This window comes from Cellulophaga sp. BC115SP (genome assembly GCF_009905545.1).
Taxonomy (GTDB): domain Bacteria; phylum Bacteroidota; class Bacteroidia; order Cytophagales; family Spirosomataceae; genus Flectobacillus; species Flectobacillus rivi.
The window spans coordinates 97735-114778 of the sequence record NZ_JAAALB010000018.1 but is presented as its reverse complement, the minus strand read 5'-3'; the positions used below and the strand labels follow the sequence as shown (position 1 = coordinate 114778).

12 protein-coding genes are annotated in these 17044 nt (G+C 37.8%); 7 read left to right on the top strand and 5 right to left on the bottom strand.

Going from position 1 to position 17044, the window contains the following annotated elements; translation table 11 throughout:
* Window positions 1-185 precede the first annotated feature (185 nt).
* The 5 genes from GVN22_RS14950 to GVN22_RS14930 form a co-directional block, all read right to left on the bottom strand.
* The gene (locus GVN22_RS14950; RefSeq protein WP_166551810.1) at window positions 186-3137 is read right to left on the bottom strand and encodes a DUF4132 domain-containing protein; all 2952 of its coding nucleotides are present in this window, start codon (window positions 3135-3137) and stop codon (window positions 186-188) included.
* Window positions 3134-5422 (bottom strand): DUF5682 family protein, encoded by a 2289-nt coding sequence (locus GVN22_RS14945; protein WP_166551809.1) that lies wholly within the window; start codon window positions 5420-5422, stop codon window positions 3134-3136. Before GVN22_RS14945 ends, GVN22_RS14950 begins: the two co-directional genes overlap by 4 nt.
* 60 nt (window positions 5423-5482) lie before the next feature.
* Window positions 5483-6562, bottom strand: a complete 1080-nt coding sequence (locus tag GVN22_RS14940) for an AAA family ATPase (protein WP_166551808.1) — start codon at window positions 6560-6562, stop codon at window positions 5483-5485.
* Between the two features lie 47 nt (window positions 6563-6609).
* Window positions 6610-8127, bottom strand: a complete 1518-nt coding sequence (locus GVN22_RS14935) for a DUF5691 domain-containing protein (RefSeq protein ID WP_166551807.1) — start codon at window positions 8125-8127, stop codon at window positions 6610-6612.
* Between the two features lie 65 nt (window positions 8128-8192).
* Complete coding sequence (locus GVN22_RS14930; RefSeq protein ID WP_166551806.1) at window positions 8193-9560, bottom strand: SWIM zinc finger family protein; 1368 nt, start codon at window positions 9558-9560, stop codon at window positions 8193-8195.
* A gap of 260 nt (window positions 9561-9820) precedes the next feature.
* Between GVN22_RS14930 and GVN22_RS14925 the strand changes: the two genes are divergently transcribed.
* The 7 genes from GVN22_RS14925 (at window position 9821) to GVN22_RS14895 (ending at window position 16957) form a co-directional block, all read left to right on the top strand.
* Complete coding sequence (locus GVN22_RS14925; RefSeq protein ID WP_166551805.1) at window positions 9821-11455, top strand: CotH kinase family protein; 1635 nt, start codon at window positions 9821-9823, stop codon at window positions 11453-11455.
* A gap of 430 nt (window positions 11456-11885) precedes the next feature.
* A complete protein-coding gene (sufC, locus tag GVN22_RS14920) occupies window positions 11886-12653 on the top strand; it encodes a Fe-S cluster assembly ATPase SufC (RefSeq protein ID WP_095160363.1) in 768 nt (255 codons plus the stop codon).
* Window positions 12654-12729: 76 nt separating this feature from the next.
* Window positions 12730-14046: a Fe-S cluster assembly protein SufD gene (gene sufD, locus GVN22_RS14915; RefSeq protein ID WP_166551804.1), complete on the top strand. Its 1317-nt coding sequence runs from the start codon at window positions 12730-12732 to the stop codon at window positions 14044-14046.
* A gap of 348 nt (window positions 14047-14394) precedes the next feature.
* Window positions 14395-14829, top strand: coding sequence for a GNAT family N-acetyltransferase (locus GVN22_RS14910; protein WP_166551803.1), 435 nt, complete (start codon window positions 14395-14397; stop codon window positions 14827-14829).
* 20 nt (window positions 14830-14849) lie between these two features.
* On the top strand, window positions 14850-16067 hold the full coding sequence (locus tag GVN22_RS14905) for a SufS family cysteine desulfurase (protein WP_370520418.1): 1218 nt from the start codon (window positions 14850-14852) through the stop codon (window positions 16065-16067).
* Between the two features lie 97 nt (window positions 16068-16164).
* Window positions 16165-16581: a SufE family protein gene (locus GVN22_RS14900; RefSeq protein WP_166551801.1), complete on the top strand. Its 417-nt coding sequence runs from the start codon at window positions 16165-16167 to the stop codon at window positions 16579-16581.
* A 64-nt stretch (window positions 16582-16645) separates the two neighbouring features.
* Window positions 16646-16957, top strand: coding sequence for a DUF59 domain-containing protein (locus GVN22_RS14895; RefSeq protein WP_166551800.1), 312 nt, complete (start codon window positions 16646-16648; stop codon window positions 16955-16957).
* The last annotated feature ends 87 nt before the right edge of the window (window positions 16958-17044 follow it).

The window sequence follows — 17044 nt, the reverse complement described above, 5'->3', positions numbered from 1 at the left end:
CCAAAATAGTCGATACACTTTCGGTGCGTTGATGGTTAAATTTTTTGTTTGTGGTATTAAATTCTTATGACTAATAGAGCTTACCTTGGTGAAAAAGTCAAGGTAAGCTTTAAAATGAGAAAAGCCACGTTGCAAAATGTGTAATAATACGGAAGAATATTACTCGAGAGTATTTTGTAGCCCATTTATAGAGATGGATTTAAATTACCGCTGTTTTGTCTAGTATCATTTTCTTTGAAAAACTGCATATCTGCCATTACCTCAGAGTAAATGATAGGGGAGATTTGTTCAAAAGGAATTAGTCTTGGGTCGTTTGTGTGCCCTGGTTCATCATATGTATAACTTCCAAAGTCGACACTACCGTATTTTACAAACATAAGGTTGCCAATTCCTCCGATGGAGTCCAGATAACCTACACATATATCTCCCTCTTGTGTAATAATGGCTGTGATACCTTCTTCAGCAAAGTTTTTGTAATAATTGCTGATGAAGCCTGCATCGACAACCGAACCTCTAAACCAGCCTCTTTTTTCAAGTACAGACACGAAGGTGTATCCTGACATTTCAATGCCTCTGTACTTTGAGGAAATAAGGGTTCCTTTATCCGCAGGGTCAAAATTGACTACCTCACGATTGAGTTGTAAAAATGCAGGTGATAGCCCTTCATCCTCTAATACTTCTGACCAATAGTTGATGGTCTCCGTCTCAAGAATTAGTGGATGCACCATTCGAATCATTTGTCCTTCTTCAAACGTTACCTCGTCACCATCTTGGTTGATACACGTTTGATCTTCTTGCACTTTGAAGGTAAATAACAATTGCTTTTGATCGTTGAAAGCACCCCAAATTAACCTCGTTGCATAGACAAACATAATGGGGTTATTCAGGAAAAGGCTCTGCCATTTTTCAGTATCCCATTGACGTTGAATAATGAGGTATTGCTCCAAACGAGGTGTTTGAGATTTCACGATGTCTTTGATTTCCTTTCCTATCTCTTTAAATTCCTCTTGTAAATCCACTGGCGTTCCTTTAGGAAGCGCTTTTAGCGTTTTGTTATCTTCATTTAAGAAAAGGAATTTAAAATCTTGATTCACAAAGGCACGATATTCTTGTCCTTCAACTTCAAAGGTTTTAAACAATCCTTCAAAGCCAAAATCAGGAATGATTTGGTCGGCTAGATCGTATGGAGATATTCCCAGCTCTTCGGCAACAATGGTAAACGACTCGGTTGCGGCAGCGCCAACGTTTTTATTTTTGTTTTTATATTTTCTAGAAAAGTACTCCACATGACGCAATGCCTGTGTTCCGCCATTGAGCGCTAATGCTTTTACGACATATTCCGCCATTTTACCACGATTGTTATCGGCAAATTCTTGCACCTTATTACGCAATTGACGGATGACAGTAGTATCTCCAAAAATACTAGCGAGCGTCAAACAGAATTTGAAATTAGCTAGTGCTCCATTGACAAAATAGGCATCCAATAAACTAGCGGCATATTCGTAGTTTTTGTCAGTATCCAAATGCTCAATAAGTAATTTTGCTTCTATATCGAGGCGAATTTCTTTGGCACGACTCATACGATAATGTAAGAAACGAAACGCCTCAACGCTTAGCTGGGTACCATCTTTGAAGTATAGTGGAGGAAGCACCTTTTCGTCGAGCCATGGCGTTAATGGAGCATTGAGCTTAGCTCTTTTTTGAGCAAATGCTATTTTGGTATTAATTTCTGCTAAAGAATTTTGTTTACTAACTAAGTGACGCAATGATTCCAGAATAATATCACGAGCCTCATCATTCTTTTCTTGTTCCAAAAGTTCAACCAAAATGACTTTTGATTCATCGGTATTGATAAGGGATAAAATCAGAAAGCCCATTTGTCTAGCCTCCAACTTTTTAGACTTTGTTAGTTCAGAAGCGTTTGGAATGGCTTCATTGCCTAATTTACTCAATAGACCAGCACCTAATCTTCGTAACTCTTTCGATTTGTTTTTACTCAAATCCCAGAAATATTCTTGGTGTGAGCGGAAATCAAGTGCTTCAACGATTTTGAAGTATTTTTTGAAGAAATCTTTATCATTCCAGTAAAGATTATTCGGGTCTTGTTGTAGGGCTTCTATTAAAATATCTAAACCATCTTCTTTCAATTCGTTTGCTATCGCTACTAAAAGGTCAACAGGTATTGAGTAGATATTTTGTAGTTCGCTTTGGAATCGTTTTTTAGTTTCCTGAGTTTCTTTTTTTACCAAAAAATTAAAGCAGTGAGCTAACACAGTGATTGGCTCAGGCCCATAACAGTAAAGACTGGCATAGTTGGTACTACACCAATTCAATTCGATGGTAAGTGTTTTTTGAATGGCATCTAATTCAAGTGGGTTATATTTTTCGGGAAACTTGTTCGCCAAAAATTCATACAGTTTAATGAATATATAACTATTCTTTAGGTTTTGCCATTTAGTGAAGATGAGTGGTTCATATTTTGTTGAATCCTCATTAAGTAGCAAATCGGTGATATTCAAAATATTATCATCAACAATCAATGAGTCGATTGTTGACGATAAAAATTCATTTTGCTTAGAGGATAAAAGAAACATTACTAGGAGGGTTTTCTCATTAGCTTCTATACTGGTATTCAGCAAAATTGGATTATAGTGTTGATTATTGAGCAAAAGATAATTTCCCCATTTTGTCAAATTTTGGTTTCCATCAACAAAAAATGTCTTTGTATTTAAAAAGTAAATTAGGAATGCTTCATCGGTAATAAAACGACTTGCTAGTTGGAGGATTTTGGTTATGTCAAGATTATTCTTGCTACGTAGTATTTGTTTGCTGACCCAATCAGTAAAATCACGAAAGCCACCGTAGGTGGAAAATCCCAATGCTTGAGGTTCATTCCAATTGGAAGGTTGAGTCATCAATGCCATGATTTTTTCTTCCCATTCATCCCATTCGTCTACATTGCCCAATAACTGCTCAAACCCTGTGATTACCCAGTAGTTTTGTATAGGAGGTACTGGAATCGTAGGGTCGTCACTTCTCAGATATTCGATGCAGCTATCAGCTTCAACACGGGCGTATGCATGAACTGATTTTTTTAGATTTTCGATAAAGATTTCTAATTTCTCTAAATTTTTCATAGTGGATTAATACCCAAAAGCGTTTCTAACATAGGCAGTACGCTTTCGGCGAATTGAGGGTTAAAATTTTCGTTAATAGTGGTAAATTCTAGTGATTGAATAATAGTGCCAGCTTTGGCTTTTTCTCCTAGTTGTTTTCGTTCGTTAGGTTCAAATTGTGAAAAAGTACGTCGTAAAATGGGTAATAGCTCCGTAAAGTATTCCTGAGGTAGCTCAGCTACCCATTTGTAGAGGAGGTTCCATAGGACATGGTCGTAGATTAAAATCATACCACTTCCTTTGAGGAATCCTTCGAGCCAACCTGCCGAAAAATTGGGTTCTTGTCCTTGTGACAAAGCCCAAGCAAATCGCTCTGCGGTTTCTTCAGTATTAATTTCTTGAACATCAAGTAATAAGCGACAAGTACAGCCTTGAATGATACCATGAACGCCATCTTTGGTCAAAAGTTTTTTAAGCGTATCAAACCATAACTGTGTCAAGTCTTCATTTTCGATTAGCTTAGTTGCTTCATTTACTTGTTTGATATGCTCGAATACTTTTCGCGAATTGTCATCATCGAGTCCGTAGCAGGCATTTGGCAAACCTATACATATACGGGTGAGGAGAGCATCCACAATCTGACGAATTGCACCTAAATCAGTTTTGCGAACGTTTCCATATCTGCTGATTTCCACCATAGGCTTAAGCGCGGTCATTAAGTCTAAGATATCGGCAGAAATGGCAGCAACTTCGTCAATTTTTTTAAGCAAAAATTCAATTGCTACAAACAGCTCGGCAGGTATTGCCTTTTGGATGTTCTCAGCAATTTTTCCAATATTTTGTGATTTTTGACTAGTGTCAATCAAGTATTTTGTACAAGTATCTTCAAGCGTGTTGCCCCAAACTGCTTTATCAATCAAAGCCAAATACATTTCGGGTTTCCATGACAAGGTCCATGCTTCTTTAAATGTTCCTTTGCTACGGGCATAGACTTTTTGTCCCCAATTGATTTCCAAAATATCCAGTCGGTGAATCATTTTACTTCGATTGAGATCTAGCTCTTTTCGAAGGTCTAATTCATAATCTTTCTTTTCGGCTGTAAGTGCCAAACGGTTACTTTTTGCCAACTTTTCAAAATCAAGTTGAAGAGGAACTTTCGGTAATTCGTCGGGAACTTCGCCCAAGCGATTGGCCACGATAAGTTTATCTTTGACCAAACTCAATAAAACTGTATCGCCCATACACATTACTGTTTGGGTAGCTTCGTTGAGTTCGAGTAAGCCAATACGAGAAAGTCCACGTAAACTAGTTAAAGTCTCAGCCAAACGAAATGCCTCAATAACGTGCGCTGTAGATATATCAATTTGCTTTTTTCGGAAAAGTCTCGCTACAAGGCTGAGCCATTCTATGGCAAAATCTTTTCTTTTGCCTTTTTTCCACAAAAAGTCATACCAACCTGGCGAGGTAATACCTGCACCATATCCTGAGTACATGGATAAACGCCCGTTTGTCCATGGAATCCAAGTGGTGGCTACTTTGATTTTAGTTTTGGGTAAAGACTTTAAGAGTTTCGTATCCGCTTTGGCGGTGCTGTCCACATCGAGCAACGCAGGAGCGTGCCAAGCACCACAAACGACTACAATATTGCCGAAAAGTTCGTTTTGAGCTTTTCGGATAATCTCACGCATATAGGCTTCACGGGCAATATTTTCTTCATCCAATACCGATGGAATATTGGCACGGCGAAGTTCCGTCATCATGAGCATTACGGCATCAAAATGCTCTTTGGCACTATTTGCTATATAGTTATGTTCGAAGTGATGCTCCCACCAAAGTTCCGAATTGTCATAACCTGCTATTTCTGCAAAGTAAGAAATAGGGTCTTGATGAATATGCAGGGGCTCTAATGGCTTGGAATCTTCGATATCGTTATCTTCAATATTGGTTTCTTCTACAATATCATTTTCCGTTCTTTGTTCATTCTTCTTTTGTTGAAAACCTATGGCTAAAGGTAGATCCAACATTCTTACTGGAATTTGGCGTTTGTTGGCATAAAGAATAGCTTGCCACTCAGGCGAAAATTCTGCAAAAGGGTAGAAGGTAGCCTGTTGGGGTTCGTCTACGTTGTAACCAAGTACAGCCACGGGAGGTCTGAGCTGTTCATTACCAATCCAAGAAATAATCGAATCTAGTTCTGGAGCGCCTTCAACCAGTACCATATCTGGTTGGATTTGCTCCAACATTTCGATTACATTTTGGGTTGAACCTACCCCATGATGTCGTATTCCCAAAATTGTTAAGGGCATATTTTGCGTGCAGATTTAAGCGTTAAAGATTCAGTTTGTCATGAATAGATATTGTACATATTACAATACAATCTCTTTGCAGGCACGATACACGTCTTTCCAGTCTTCACGTGTTTTGATGACTGTTTCCAAATATTCATTCCAAACGACTTTATCTTGAATAGGGTCTTTTACCACAGCACCAACCAAACCAGCAGCCAAATCTTCGGCATTGAGACGACCATCACCAAAATGAGCAGCTAAGGCTAAACCATTATTTACTACCGAAATAGCTTCGGCAGTACTCATGGTACTGGATGGCGTTTTGATTTTGGTTTTACCATCGGCAGTTACGCCAGCACGTAACTCACGGAAAATAGTTACAATTCGTTGAATTTCCTTTAGAGCAGGTGCCTCAGCAGGAAGCTCTAGGGCTTTTTGTAAGCTAGATACACGATGTTGTACAATTGCTATCTCTTCCTTCATCGTTTCAGGAACAGGTAAAATCACTGTATTGAAACGGCGTTTTAGGGCACCTGACAATTCGTTTACTCCTTTGTCACGGTTGTTGGCTGTGGCAATCACATTAAATCCCCTTACTGCTTGCACTTCCATATTTAGCTCTGGAATAGGGAGTGTTTTTTCAGATAAAATAGTAATCAAAGTATCTTGAACATCGGCAGTGATACGTGTTAATTCCTCAATTCTGGCAATTTTTCCTGTGCGCATCGCCTGCATCATTGGAGTGGTTACCAAGGCATTTTCGCTTGGACCTTCTGCCAACAATTTGGCATAATTCCAACCATAACGAATGGCTTCTTCGCTGGTTCCAGCCGTACCTTGTACGAGCAATGTTGAATTTCCCGAAATCGCTGCTGCCAAATGCTCTGCTACCCATGACTTGGCTGTTCCGGGCAATCCATATAATAGTAGCGCTCGGTCGGTGGTAAGAGTGGCTACAGCGATTTCCATCAAGCGACGATTACCGATATATTTGGGTGATACCTCAAACCCATTCGGTAGTTTGCCACCTATTAGGTAGTGTACAACCGCCTGTGGTGAAAGATTCCAACTGGTTGGACGGACATTTTTATCTTGTTTACTAATTTCTTCTAATTCATGAGCAAACTGCTCTTCTGCGTGTTGACGTAATACGTTCATGGTGTTGAAGGTTTATAATCTAACTATGTGTTATAATTTGGTATTGGCTATAGTTTTTGTAAAAATTCCGCTTGAATCATCTTTTTGTAATACAGTGAAGATTTTAGAGGAACTACTACGGAGCGTTCCCACATGTTTCTGTGCGGCTCGGTTTGAATTTGTTCAGGGTAATTATCAAGTTGTTTTAGAAGCTGAGTTGAAAAACATCTTCCTAGAGTACTCATTAAATCATGCTCGTACATTAACGTGTAAAAGGTTTGCGGATTAACAATTACAGAGGCTAAAACTGATAAAATGTACGTTGAAAATTTTGTGGAATATTCTTGATGCGGATTTAATAAGACGAAATCTTTAAGTATCGCAAGATCAATAGAATCATTTTTCATCAAAAGAACTTCTTGTCGTTCCCAATTGAGAAATTGTATTAAATCATGCCAAGCATATTTTGAAAAGTCACAACTTGATAGGAACATATCAATTTGATCAGGTGTAGCAAGTTCCATGCTTTGTGAAAAAGCATTGAGCAATAGTGACTCGGGAGTATCTACAAATTTTTGAATAGGCTTTTGTATATCGTTGTCAAAATAATCGAATATGTATTGTGGATGTAGATAAGTTAAGGTCTCAGAAATCCAATACAATTCATCAGAAACACCTCTATAGGGGCTTATTGGCTGCATTCCGAGGGTTTCTCTCAGCTTAGTTTCTTCCCAGAATGTAGCTATTTCTACAGGTTTTTTCTCTGAATCCAAGTACTTAGGAAGCAAATCTACGATGTGCTTAGCAACGCTATTGGCCCAGTCGCACCCATAAATACCTAGCTTTAGGCGAAGAATGATTTTAATCGTATCGGAAGTAATATCCTTGGGCTTTTTGATTTGGGCTAACTCTTCGTGTACTTTATTCAAAAAATCAAGGTCTTGACTAGATAAACGATGAAAGAATTCATTCAGAAAATCTTTAAGATCTTTTCCTGTTTCTGAACTCCATGAAGCCTCCAAAAGCGCCAGTGCTTCGTTGGGCGTTTCTTTTCTTAACTTACTAAAGTATAACTTTCGAGCAGAGGGTTTTCCTTCTGTCCATACATTATCAACTATAAGCTTATCTTGCCAATCAGGATTGAATTGTGTTAGCCAAAGTCCTTTTTTGCCAATAACAGGATATAGTTTTGATTTGAATTTTGTGAAAAATTTGTTCAGAATCGGAACAATTAGATGATCCTGTACAATCAACTGATTTTGTGTACATTGGAGAAGTAAATACTCTACCAGATAATAGTTGACTTTATCTTCGTTCAAAAAGCCTTTCCAGATAGCATGAATGTTTTTGGAACTATACTCAGAGGTTTCAGTCTCCGAAAATGCCTGATTGGGAAAAGTTACCTTCTCATGCATAGTGCCAGCTTTTTCGTACAAAAGCGTCATGGCAGAAGCTTTTAGAAATAGATCCTCTGTGTTTTTTTCTTCAGCAAGGGCTTTTTGTATGGGTTCTGGCAATGGCTCAAGCTGTAATGGCATTTTGGTAGTGCCCAATAATGCCGTTTTTTTTAGGTGACTCCAATACATAATATCGATAGCGGTATATTGTTGGTCGAAGGTTGATTTTTAAAGTATAATTCTAAGCTGTTGGGCTAGTCCAATAATAGATATTCATAATTTTGAACTAAACCCAATGGCCTAACAGAATCAAACTGATAAAGTACCATTAGTGATACAGCATTACCACCAGTGATAGCCAATAGTTTCCAGATTTGCTCGTTACTTACTGTCGAATCAATCTTCAGAATGGTCTCGTGTGCATCTTGTAGGTAATATTTTCCTTGATGAAAAACGATACATACTTGCTCAATCAGTAAAGGAACGGTATCTGTCCAAGGGTTTTGTGCCAAAATATCTATTGCTTTCGCGTGAGCTTCGTTCCAAGAGCTGAGTCCAGAGATAGGTTCAGGTAGATAGTCTACAGTCGAGATATAGTTTTTTACTGTAGCTCTCAAAGGTGTATTACTAGGATAAAAAGCCAGATCTGCGTGTGCAATACTACCAGGTAAAATGGGTGTTTCTATGGCCATCCCGCCAAAGGCAAAATTTAGTACTAGGGCATTTTTTTGACTTTTGAGCCCCCAGAGCCAGTTCTTTTGCATGGTCAGACCTTCTTCTATAGTGGTTTGTCGACCTATTACCAACCAATGATCGTTGATGGTTTCTATGTCTTCACGCTCCAGTAATTCTTTGGTTTGGATATTCCAGCCAATTCTTGCTTTTACTTCTTCTTGAACCAGTGGAGGAAGTTGATCTAGTCGATTGAATGCTTCAATCAATAAGTATATTTTAGAGATGAGTTCTAATGATTCTTTTTGCCAGTCGTCATTTTTAAAGAAATCTAACTTATTAAAAGACTTGACCAATCCTGCAAGTCCTGTAGCCTGCGAGTCAACTAATCGAGCAGCCATGCGCTCAAAATAATGCGCACCTTTTTGAGGAATTGTCAATAGACCTGCTTGTACTAAATCTTTAAGCCAAAGTTCTAGTTCTGCAATACCATTCTGAACTTTCAGATAGCGTTCTTCTTGTCGTTTGGCTTTTGCTTGTGCTTGTTTTTCGGCTTGTGCTAATAGCACTTCAGGTGATATTTCTTCTTCGGTAGATACTTCTGGTTTATTAACTTTTGCGCTCCTTTTATTCATCCATTCGCTAACCCACGAAGGTTCCTCGATGGCTGAAGAGATTTCGCCATTTTTTTTGGCAACCAAAAACAATAAACCTAAACCATGTTTACAAGGAAATTTGCGACTTGGGCATGAGCATTTGAAGGCGGTATTGGTTAAATCAATTTGAGTTTGATAAGGGTTTTTACCACTCCCTTGGACTTCTCCCCACAATACTCGTTCATTGGATTGAAAATTGAGCCATTTGGGTTCATGTGATAAGTCTCGTCCTGCTTTTAAAGAAGAAGCGTCTGGAGCAAGTTGAGCAACTTGCTCGTCAGTTAAATAGTTCATAGATAAAGTTCAACACTAGGGTAAAAGTTCGGTTTTAAATTTAGCTTGTTTTTTTAGTTAAATACAAGCCTTTTGTCATCTTTTATTTTTGAAAAAATAAAAAAAGTGGTTTTGGTGCAGAAATAAACGATTTTTTGCCTAAAAAAACTGACTTTATTCTGCTAAAAATATATTTAATAGATAATAGATGCTACAGGATAGATTATCACTATTCGGCTAAAATATTGACTATATTTGTGGGTAACTATTCTATTCAAACTATGAAAAAATTATTCCTTCTAACCTTCATTGGTATATTATGTCATCATTTTGTTATTGCACAAACCCTCGACCAATCAAATTTACCTATCCTGAAAATTACCACGAAAAATGGCGCAACCATCCCCGATGAGCCTAAAATTTTGGGCACATTACAACTCATTAATAATGGCAACGGACGAGTAAATACTCCCAACGATACGCCTACAGGTTACGATGGATATTTGGGAATAGAACTAAGAGGGTCGACCTCCAAAGACTTTTTTCCGAAAAAACCTTATGGCTTTGAACTTTGGGCAGATACAACAGGAAAAAGTCAGAAAATAGCTTTTCTAGGAATGCCCGAAGAATCTGACTGGGTACTCAATGCCAGCTACAATGATAAAACCTTTATGCGAGATGCTTTGACCTATGATATTTCGAATCGTATGGGTAGATATGCCACGCGTACTCGTTATTGTGAAATTACCTTGAATGGTCGTTATGATGGGTTGTATTTGGTCATGGAAAAAATCAAAAGAGATAAAAATAGAGTCAATATTTCTAGCATCAAAACCACCGATAGTACTGGCGATGCACTCACGGGTGGGTATATCCTTAAAATTGATAAGGTTAATGGTTCGCCTGCTTGGTCTTGGAAGAATACGATTGGGACACCAAGTGTACTTTTTCAGGTAGAATATCCCAAGTATGCCGATTTAACCTCCAAACAATTGACCTATATCAAAGGCTGGATGACAACTTTTGAAAAAGAACTTTATGCCAATACTGCACTTGACAAAGACGCTGCTTGGCGCAATATGATAGATATGGATTCTTTTGTAGACTATTTTATCTTGACAGAGCTAACCAAAAATATTGATGGTTATCGACTCAGTACGTATTTCTACAAGGATAAAGATAGTAAAGATGCTCGCCTAAAAATGGGACCAGCTTGGGACTACAACTTGGCGTATGGCAATGCTGATTATTATGAAGGATACAAAACTACAGGTTGGCAATATCAAATCAACGCATTGGCATCTCCAACGGGCGACATTTATTTGTCTCCTCTTTGGTGGTCAAAACTCGTGCAAGATGAAGATTTTAGAACCAAAGCTTCTACTCGTTGGGGGGAACTTCGAAAATCTATTTTATCCACAGACCGTATCAATCAATGGATCGACTCAACGGCTACGATTATTGCTCCTGCGGTAGCACGTAATTTTAAAAGATGGCCAGGAGTTTTAGGAACAAAAGTATGGCCTAACTATTACGTTGGAACAACTTTTCAAGATGAATTAAATTTTATGAAAGATTGGATTCGCTCGAGATGTTTATGGCTGGATGGACAATTTCAAAGTAAGTCGCTTGTACTTGGAACAGAAGCCTTTTTTGAGCCTAAACAAAGTTTAACCATTTTTCCTAACCCTATATCTTCTCAAAGTCAGGTCAAATATGAAGTATTATTAAAAGGTCAAGTAGAAATTAATCTTTACGATTTGTCAGGAAAAAAGATACATGAAGTAGTCAACGAAAATCAATCTGTAGGCGAATATCAAGCACCATTCAATAAACAACTTCCCCAAGGAATTTATATCCTCGACTATCACCTCAGTGGAATACCTGTGGATAGGATAAAAGTGGTGGTTCAGTAAATAGGGGATAGGCAAGGAGGCATTAGGCATGGAGTATTTTTTTAGTGGTAGAGTGAACAGACATAGAGTTACAAAGGCACAAAGTTTGACTCATTCACTTTTGTCCTTTAACCCTCCCTCAACTACCCTACCAAAAACCAGAAGAAATAGCTTACCGATGTCAGTCTTAAAAATTCCAGAAAAAAAATCACTGACTTTCGTCATTTTTTTTAAGAAAAATGTGGATAAATATAAACTTTTTCAATTTGTTTAGAGTTGTTCTAAATAAAGTATAGTATTTGAAAAATCCAATAATTAATTTTGTGCCTAAATTAAATAGGTGTTGTCTCCTGACAGATGAAAGTGTACTTTCAAATGATAATCAGTAAGTTTTGATTGAGGAGGCCAATCCTACAACGTTTGTCATAGGTCAAATATCACTACCAAGAAAATGTTAAAGATAAATAACTTACAAGCCAAAATTGGTGAAAAAGAAATTCTGAAAGGAATCAACTTAGAAGTTAAAGCTGGTGAAGTTCACGCTATCATGGGACCAAACGGTTCAGGTAAAAGTACTTTGGCTTCTGTTTTGGCAGGTCGCGAAGATTATGAAGTTACAGGAGGTTCGGTAGATTTCTTTGGCAAAGACCTTTTGGATTTGGCTCCAGAAGAACGTGCTGCTGAAGGTATCTTCCTTGCATTTCAATATCCTGTCGAAATCCCAGGTGTTTCGACAACTAACTTTTTGAAAACTGCTGTAAACGAAATCAGAAAGTACCGTGGCGAAGAACCATTGGATGCAGTTCAGTTTTTGAAAATGTTCAAGCAAAAAATGTCTTACGTAAATATCGACCAGTCTTTGTTGAACCGTGCGTTGAACGAAGGTTTCTCTGGTGGTGAGAAAAAACGTAATGAGATTTTCCAAATGGCAGTATTAGAGCCAAAGTTGGCAATCCTTGACGAAACTGACTCAGGTTTGGATATCGATGCACTTCGTATTGTAGCTGAAGGTGTAAACAAATTGAAATCACCAGACAACGCAACTATCGTAGTAACTCACTACCAACGTTTGTTGGATTATATCGTTCCAGACTACGTACACGTATTATATAAAGGTAGAATCGTAAAATCAGGTACAAAAGAATTAGCGCTTGAACTTGAAGAAAGAGGTTACGATTGGATTAAAGCTGAAGTTGACGCTGCTGAAGTAAGCGCTTAATTTTCGGTAATCTTTGAGGCGTTTTACTCAAAGGTAGTACTGTAACAATCTACCAATTATCAAATCATCGAACAAAATGAATAGTAATACTGATTTGAAGGCACAATTAATTGCTGACTTTAAAGATGCTGAGGGCAAAATGAATGGCGAGGCCAAAAGCCCGATTCATTTGGTACGTCAGCAGGCTTTGCAAACCTTCGATCAATTGGGTTTCCCAACAATCAAGCATGAAGAATGGAAGTATTCTAACGTAAAAAACTTGGTAAGCCAATCGTTTGCGTTTAATGCCCCTTCCGACTTTAGTGCTGCTGATGTAGAGCAAATGGCTATTCCAAACTTGGATGGCAATATTTTGTATTTTATCAACGGTGTTTACAACGAATCTTTAAGTACCATTGTAAGCCCTACAGACGAGGTGGTAATTCTTCCATTAGCGGAGGCTATCAAGTCGCATGCTGATGTGATTGAAAAATATTTCAACCAATATGCTGATTCTGCCGACAATGCTTTTACAGCTGTAAATACTGCTTTTGCTAAAAATGGTGTATTTATTTACGTACCAGAGAAAAAAGTAGTAGAACAACCTATCATCTTGCGTTTTATTGCTGATGCTCGCGAAACTAACGTAGCTGCGCAACCACGTAACTTGATTATAGCTGGCAAACGTGCTGAAGTGAAAGTAGCTGAAGCGTTTCGCTCTTTTGGTGAAAATGTATCGTTTACCAATGCTGTTACCGAAGTTTACGTAGCAGAGGAAGCAAACGTACACTACTATAAAGTACAAAACGAAACAGATCAATCTTATAACATCGGTACTACTGCTGTTTATCAAGAAGGTCGTTCGGTATTTACTGCAAACACTGTTACTGCTAATGGTGGTTTTGTACGTAACAACCTCAATATCAAAATTGATGGTGAGTACGCTGAAGCGAACATGTTCGGTTTGTACATTCCAAACGGAAAACAACACGTAGATAACCACACAGCTGTTGACCATGCCAAACCTAATTCGAACTCAAACGAATTATATAAAGGTATCTTGAAAGATAAGTCAACAGGGGTATTCAACGGTAAAATTTATGTAAGACAAGATGCACAGAAAACAAATGCATTCCAGTCTTGCAAAAATGTGTTGATTTCAAACGATGCGACGATGAATACAAAGCCTCAGTTGGAAATTTGGGCAGACGACGTGAAGTGTTCACACGGAACAACAACTGGTCAATTAAACGATGATGCTTTGTTTTATATGCAAGCGCGTGGTATCTCTAAAGATTCTGCTCGTGCTTTGTTGATGTTAGCATTTGCGCAAGAAGTAATCGACAAAATGGAAATTCCAGCTATTAAAGAATACTTGGAAGGACTTATTGTTGAAAAAATATATCAAGCGTAAGATTGATCTTAAAGAAAAATCAAAATCGTGTCGGGTATTAAGTAGGTGTGAGTGTTAAATTATGAGTTGTAAATGTAAGTTTTTAATTATCTATGATTAAAGATTTTTATTCATAATTCACAAACTCTACATTCATATTTCAAAACTTATTACCCGACATATTTATTTTAAGTAGTGGTACAAAATTAATGTGCTTTTGAGGCAAGTGGTTGGTTATTAGTTACTTGAAAAAGTAGTCATGATAAATATGATTTAATCAATTGAAAATGTAAGATATTCATAATTAAAATTTTACATTCACAACTCATCATTCAGCACTAATTCATAACTCCTACTTATTCAGGTACTATGCAAATCAAACTGGTTCAATCACATGAAGATTTGCTTCGATGCTTTCCTGTCATACACGAGCTACGACCACATCTTACCGTAGAGCGTTTTGTGGAAATGTATGAGCAAATGCAAAAGGAGTCCTATCAAATCGCTTTTGTCGAAGAACCGAATCAAGAAATTTGGTCAGCTGTAGGATTCCGATGTATGAATCTGTTTTATGCTGGCAAAATTATCTATATCGATGACCTCAGTACATTGCCCCAAGCCCGTGGAAAAGGTCGAGCCAGTCAACTCTTAGATTTTGTCAAACAATTTGCTATCGAATTAGGCTGTGATGCCATTCACCTCGATTCGGGTCACCAGCGACACGATGCACATCGTTTGTATCTTCAAAAGAAATTCAGAATTGCTAGTCACCATTTTATTTTAGAACTTCCCAAAAACACGTAACTGCCATGACACTCACCGAAATTGTAGATATTCAAAAAATCAGAGCAGACTTTCCTGTACTAGATCAAGAAATCAATGGGAAAAAATTAGTGTATTTTGATAATGCGGCCACAACTCAAAAGCCTATCGCAGTTATCAATGCACTGAAGCATTATTATGAATTTGATAATGCCAATATTCACCGTGGGATTCACACTTTGGCCGAACGTGCTACGCGTGATTTTGAAGCTACGCGTGAAGCAGTACGTAAATTTTTGGGAGCCGCTTCGACCGAAGAAATTATCTTTACCTCTGGTACTACCAATGGTATCAACCTAGTAGCTAGTACTTACGGACGTAAGTTTATCAAAGAAGGTGACGAAATCATTATCTCAGGACTAGAGCACCATTCTAATATTGTGCCTTGGCAAATGCTTTGCGAAGAAAAGGGGATTAATCTTAAGGTTATTCCTGTAAATGATCGTGGCGAGTTGGATATGGAGGTGTATGACCAATTGCTTTCTGAAAAAGTAAAATTGGTATCAGTAAACCATGTTTCAAATGCTTTAGGAACGATTAACCCAGTGAAAGAAATCATAGCCAAAGCGCATGCAGTAGGAGCGGTAGTGATGATAGACGGTGCACAGGCAACTTCTCACTTAGACATTGATGTACAAGATTTAGACGCAGATTTTTATGCGTTTTCAGCACATAAACTGTATGGTCCAACTGGTGTTGGGGCTTTGTATGGCAAAAAAGCTTTATTAGAAGCTATGCCTCCATATATGGGTGGCGGTGAGATGATTAAAGAAGTGACTTTTGAAAAAACTACTTATAACGAACTTCCTTACAAATTCGAAGCAGGTACACCCAATATCGCTGATGTAGTAGCTCTCAAAGCTGCATTGGAATACATGGACTCAATCGGTCGTGATAAAATTGCGGCTCACGAAGATATGCTTTTACAATACGCTACGGAGCAATTATTACAAATCGAAGGATTAAGAATGATTGGTGAGGCCAAAAATAAAGTTTCAGTAGCCAGTTTTGTGATTGAGGGTATTCACCCGCAGGACATAGGTGTTTTGTTGGATAATTTGGGGGTTGCCGTACGTACAGGTCACCACTGTACACAACCTTTGATGAAACGTTTTAATATTCTTGGAACTACAAGAGCCTCTTTTGCGGTTTATAATACAATTGAGGAAGTCGATCGTTTAATCGCGGGACTTCACCGTGTGAAGAAAATGCTTGCTTAATACCACGAGTTTGAGAAAGTGAATAAATTTGTGAGTGATTTAGTTTGTTCAATTTACTAACCACGCATTCACAAGTCACTAAATGATATAAAAATCAATGACAATCAACGAGATACAAGACGAAATCATCGAAGAGTTTGCTTTATTTGATGATTGGGCAGATAAATACGAGTATATTATTGACATGGGGAAAAAGCTGAAAGGCTTGCCAGAAGACCAAAAAACAGAAGATAATATTATCAAGGGCTGCCAAAGTAGAGTGTGGTTAAACGCTCATAAAGATGGAGAAAACTTGGTATTCGAAGCTGATTCTGAAGCAGTAATTGTAAAAGGATTGGTGAGTATGTTGATTAGAGTTTTGTCGGGGCATTCACCCAAAGAAATTGCAGAATCAGAACTTTATTTCATTGACCAAATTGGTATGAGTCAGCATTTGGCTCAAACACGTTCAAACGGTTTGGTGTCGATGGTAAAGCAAATGAAAAATTACGCTATCGCTTATCAATTAGTGTAAAAGAAAGATATTAGAGAAGTAGACTATCTTTTTATAAACCACTTAACAAGTTTTTTACAAAACAATGACTGAGGAAGAATTAAAAGAAGAAGTTATTGGGGCACTTAAAAAGGTATATGACCCCGAAATTCCTGTAGATGTATATGAGTTGGGGTTGATTTATGACATTAAGGTTTTTCCCGTAAACAACATCTACATTCTCATGACTTTGACGTCACCTTCTTGCCCATCAGCAGAGCAAATTCCTGTTGAAATCGAGCAAAAAGTTAGAGAAATTGATGGTGTTTCTGACGTAAGTGTTGAGCTTACTTTTGACCCACCATATTCACAAGATATGATGTCAGAAGTGGCAAAGCTTGAGTTAGGGTTTATGTAGTCGATGGCTTTAGGCAATAGGCTGTAAGCCTATAAATTATTGCTCAACTACTTTTGTATTAACGAAATTCCAAATTTTTAAATTTGT

Coding starts and splice junctions, on each gene's coding strand:
- GVN22_RS14950 (WP_166551810.1), bottom strand. CDS start 3,137: ATGAAAAATTTAGAGAAATTAGAAATCTTTATCGAAAATCTAAAAAAA.
- GVN22_RS14945 (WP_166551809.1), bottom strand. CDS start 5,422: ATGCCCTTAACAATTTTGGGAATACGACATCATGGGGTAGGTTCAACC.
- GVN22_RS14940 (WP_166551808.1), bottom strand. CDS start 6,562: ATGAACGTATTACGTCAACACGCAGAAGAGCAGTTTGCTCATGAATTA.
- GVN22_RS14935 (WP_166551807.1), bottom strand. CDS start 8,127: ATGTATTGGAGTCACCTAAAAAAAACGGCATTATTGGGCACTACCAAA.
- GVN22_RS14930 (WP_166551806.1), bottom strand. CDS start 9,560: ATGAACTATTTAACTGACGAGCAAGTTGCTCAACTTGCTCCAGACGCT.
- GVN22_RS14925 (WP_166551805.1), top strand. CDS start 9,821: ATGAAAAAATTATTCCTTCTAACCTTCATTGGTATATTATGTCATCAT.
- sufC (WP_095160363.1), top strand. CDS start 11,886: ATGTTAAAGATAAATAACTTACAAGCCAAAATTGGTGAAAAAGAAATT.
- sufD (WP_166551804.1), top strand. CDS start 12,730: ATGAATAGTAATACTGATTTGAAGGCACAATTAATTGCTGACTTTAAA.
- GVN22_RS14910 (WP_166551803.1), top strand. CDS start 14,395: ATGCAAATCAAACTGGTTCAATCACATGAAGATTTGCTTCGATGCTTT.
- GVN22_RS14900 (WP_166551801.1), top strand. CDS start 16,165: ATGACAATCAACGAGATACAAGACGAAATCATCGAAGAGTTTGCTTTA.
- GVN22_RS14895 (WP_166551800.1), top strand. CDS start 16,646: ATGACTGAGGAAGAATTAAAAGAAGAAGTTATTGGGGCACTTAAAAAG.